The organism is Micromonospora sp. 4G55 (genome assembly GCF_016803375.1).
The window spans coordinates 1-2,539 of record NZ_JAEVHN010000794.1; the positions used below are offsets into that span (position 1 = coordinate 1).

Annotated in this window: 3 protein-coding genes; all 3 read left to right on the forward strand. The window is 74.2% G+C overall.

Translation table 11 applies throughout. The features are described from left to right. Positions 1–26: 26 nt before the first annotated feature. On the forward strand, positions 27–608 hold the full coding sequence (locus tag JNW89_RS34275) for a DUF3090 domain-containing protein (protein ID WP_238452192.1): 582 nt from the start codon (positions 27–29) through the stop codon (positions 606–608). Beyond that, positions 605–1,423 (forward strand): SCO1664 family protein, encoded by an 819-nt coding sequence (locus JNW89_RS34280; protein WP_238452193.1) that lies wholly within the window; start codon positions 605–607, stop codon positions 1,421–1,423. The genes JNW89_RS34275 and JNW89_RS34280 overlap by 4 nt, the downstream gene beginning before the upstream one ends. 67 nt (positions 1,424–1,490) lie before the next feature. Next, positions 1,491–2,539 (forward strand): cysteine--1-D-myo-inosityl 2-amino-2-deoxy-alpha-D-glucopyranoside ligase (gene mshC, locus JNW89_RS34285; protein WP_238452194.1); only part of this gene is annotated, 1,049 nt, incomplete at its 3' end.

Sequence of the window (2,539 nt, forward strand, 5' to 3'; positions counted from 1 at the left end):
TCCGTGTGCCGGATAGGGTCGTGGGTATGACCCACCAGGTGCACGCCTTCGAGCCGCCGGAGCGGTTCGTCGCCGGGACCGTCGGGCCGCCGGGGGAGCGTACGTTCTTCCTCCAGGCGCGCGGCGGTGGCCGGCTGGTCAGCGTCGCGCTGGAGAAGGTGCAGGTCTCCCTGCTCGCCGAGAAGCTGGAGGAGCTGCTCGCCGAGGCCCAGCGCCGGTTCGGCGTCGACCTGCCCGACGCCGCGCCCACCCTCGTCGGTGACAACGACCCGCTGGACACCCCGGTCGACGAGGAGTTCCGGGTCGGCACCCTCGGCCTGGCCTTCGACGTCGACAGCGCGACCGTGGTGATCGAGGCGATCGCCGCCGGTGAGGCGGAGGTCGAGGTCGAGCTGGGCGACGAGGAGGACGACGACGAGGACGACGTCGAGGAGCCGGACGAGGACCTCGACCGGCTCCGGGTACGGCTGACCCCCGAGGCGACCCGGGAGTTCATCGAGCGGGCCCGCCGGGTGGTCAACGCCGGCCGCCCGCCCTGCCCGCTCTGCGGCCAGCCGCTCGACCCCGCCGGGCACCTCTGCCCGCGGCACAACGGTTACCACCGGTGACCTCGTCGGAGTTGCAGCCCCGCCAGGACGGCAGCGCGGCGCTCCGGCTGCTGCGCGACGGTGAGCTCGCCCTGGAGGGGCGGCTGGTCGACGCCTCCAACACCACCCTGCGCGGAATTCTGACCCTGGGCGGGCGGACGGCCCGCTGCGTCTACAAGCCGGTGCGCGGCGAGCGGCCGCTCTGGGACTTCCCCGACGGCACCCTGGCCGGCCGGGAGGTCGCCGCCTACCTGGTCTCCCGGGCCACCGGCTGGGACCTGGTGCCGCCGACGGTGCTCCGCGACGGCCCGTTCGGCCCCGGTTCCTGCCAGCTCTGGATTGACGAGCCGGACGACGCCGAGCCGCTGGTCGGCTTCGTACCCGCCGAGGCGGTGCCGCCGCGCTGGTTCCCGGTCGCCGCGGCCCGCGACGACGACGGCGCCGCGTACGCCCTGGCGCACGCCGACGACCCGCGGCTGGCCCGGCTGGCGGTGCTCGACGCGGTGCTGAACAACGCCGACCGCAAGGGCGGCCACGTGCTGGTGGGCCCGGACGACCGCCTCTACGGGGTCGACCACGGCGTCTGCTTCCACGTGGAGGAGAAGCTGCGCACGGTGCTCTGGGGCTGGGCCGGCCGGCAACTCCCGCCGGACGCGGTGGAGACGCTCGACACGTTGGCCGGCCAGGTCGCCGGTGAGCTGGGCGAGGAGCTGTCCGCCCACCTGACGATCGGGGAGATCGCCGAGCTGGCGGCGCGGATCGACCGGCTGCGCGACACCGGGTGCTACCCGCAGCCCCCGCAGGACTGGCCGGCGATGCCCTGGCCCCCCATGTGAGTCGCTGTCACGTTGATCACCCGTGGGGTGCCTGCCCGCCGCCGGACGGCTCGTTAGGCTGACGGTCATGGAGTCTTGGGCGGGACACGAGGTGCCACGGCTGCCGGGCGGCGGCGGGCCACTGGGCTTGTACGACTCGGCGCGGCGCGGCGTCCACCCCAGCCGCCCCGACGCCGCGGCCACCATGTACGTCTGCGGCATCACCCCGTACGACGCCACCCACCTCGGCCACGCCGCCACCATGATCACGTTCGACCTGGTGCAGCGGATGTGGCGCGACGCGGGCCTCACCGTGCGGTACGTGCAGAACGTCACCGACATCGACGACCCGCTGCTGGAGCGCGCGGCGCGCGACGGCGAGGACTGGAAGGTCCTGGCCATGCGGGAGACCGCGCTGTTCCGGGAGGACATGGAGGCGCTGCGGATCATCCCGCCGGCGCACTACGTCGGCGCGGTGGAGTCGATCCCGGACATCGCCGAGAAGGTCCTCCTCCTGCTCAAGGACGGCGCCGCGTACCGGCTCGACGACGGCACCGGCGACATCTACTTCGACGTCAACGCCGCCCCGGAGTTCGGCTACGAGTCGAACCTGACCCGCGAGCAGATGCTGGAGATCTTCCCGGAGCGCGGCGGCGACCCCGACCGGGCCGGCAAGCGCGACCCGCTCGACCCGCTGCTGTGGCGCGGCGCCCGCGAGGGCGAGCCGTCCTGGCCCGGCGGTGAGCTGGGCGCCGGCCGCCCCGGCTGGCACATCGAGTGCGCGGTGATCGCGCTGAACCTGCTCGGTGACCGGATCGACGTGCAGGGCGGCGGCAACGACCTGCTCTTCCCGCACCACGAGTGTTCCGCCGCGCACGCCGAGCGGCTCACCGGCGAGGCGCCCTTCGCCGCCCACTACGTGCACGCCGGCATGATCGGCCTGGACGGCGAGAAGATGTCGAAGTCCCGGGGCAACCTGGTCTTCGTCTCCCGGCTGCGCGCCGACAAGGTCGACCCGATGGCGGTCCGGCTGGGCCTGATGTCCGGGCACTACCGCGCCGACCGCGCCTGGACCGACGACCTGCTCACCACCGCGCACGCGCGCCTGGACCGCTGGCGGCGGCCGCCGCCGCGCCC

Bases quoted from the DNA above. Each gene is read 5' to 3' on its own strand.
- JNW89_RS34275 (WP_238452192.1), top strand. From the start codon at position 27: ATGACCCACCAGGTGCACGCCTTCGAGCCGCCGGAGCGGTTCGTCGCC.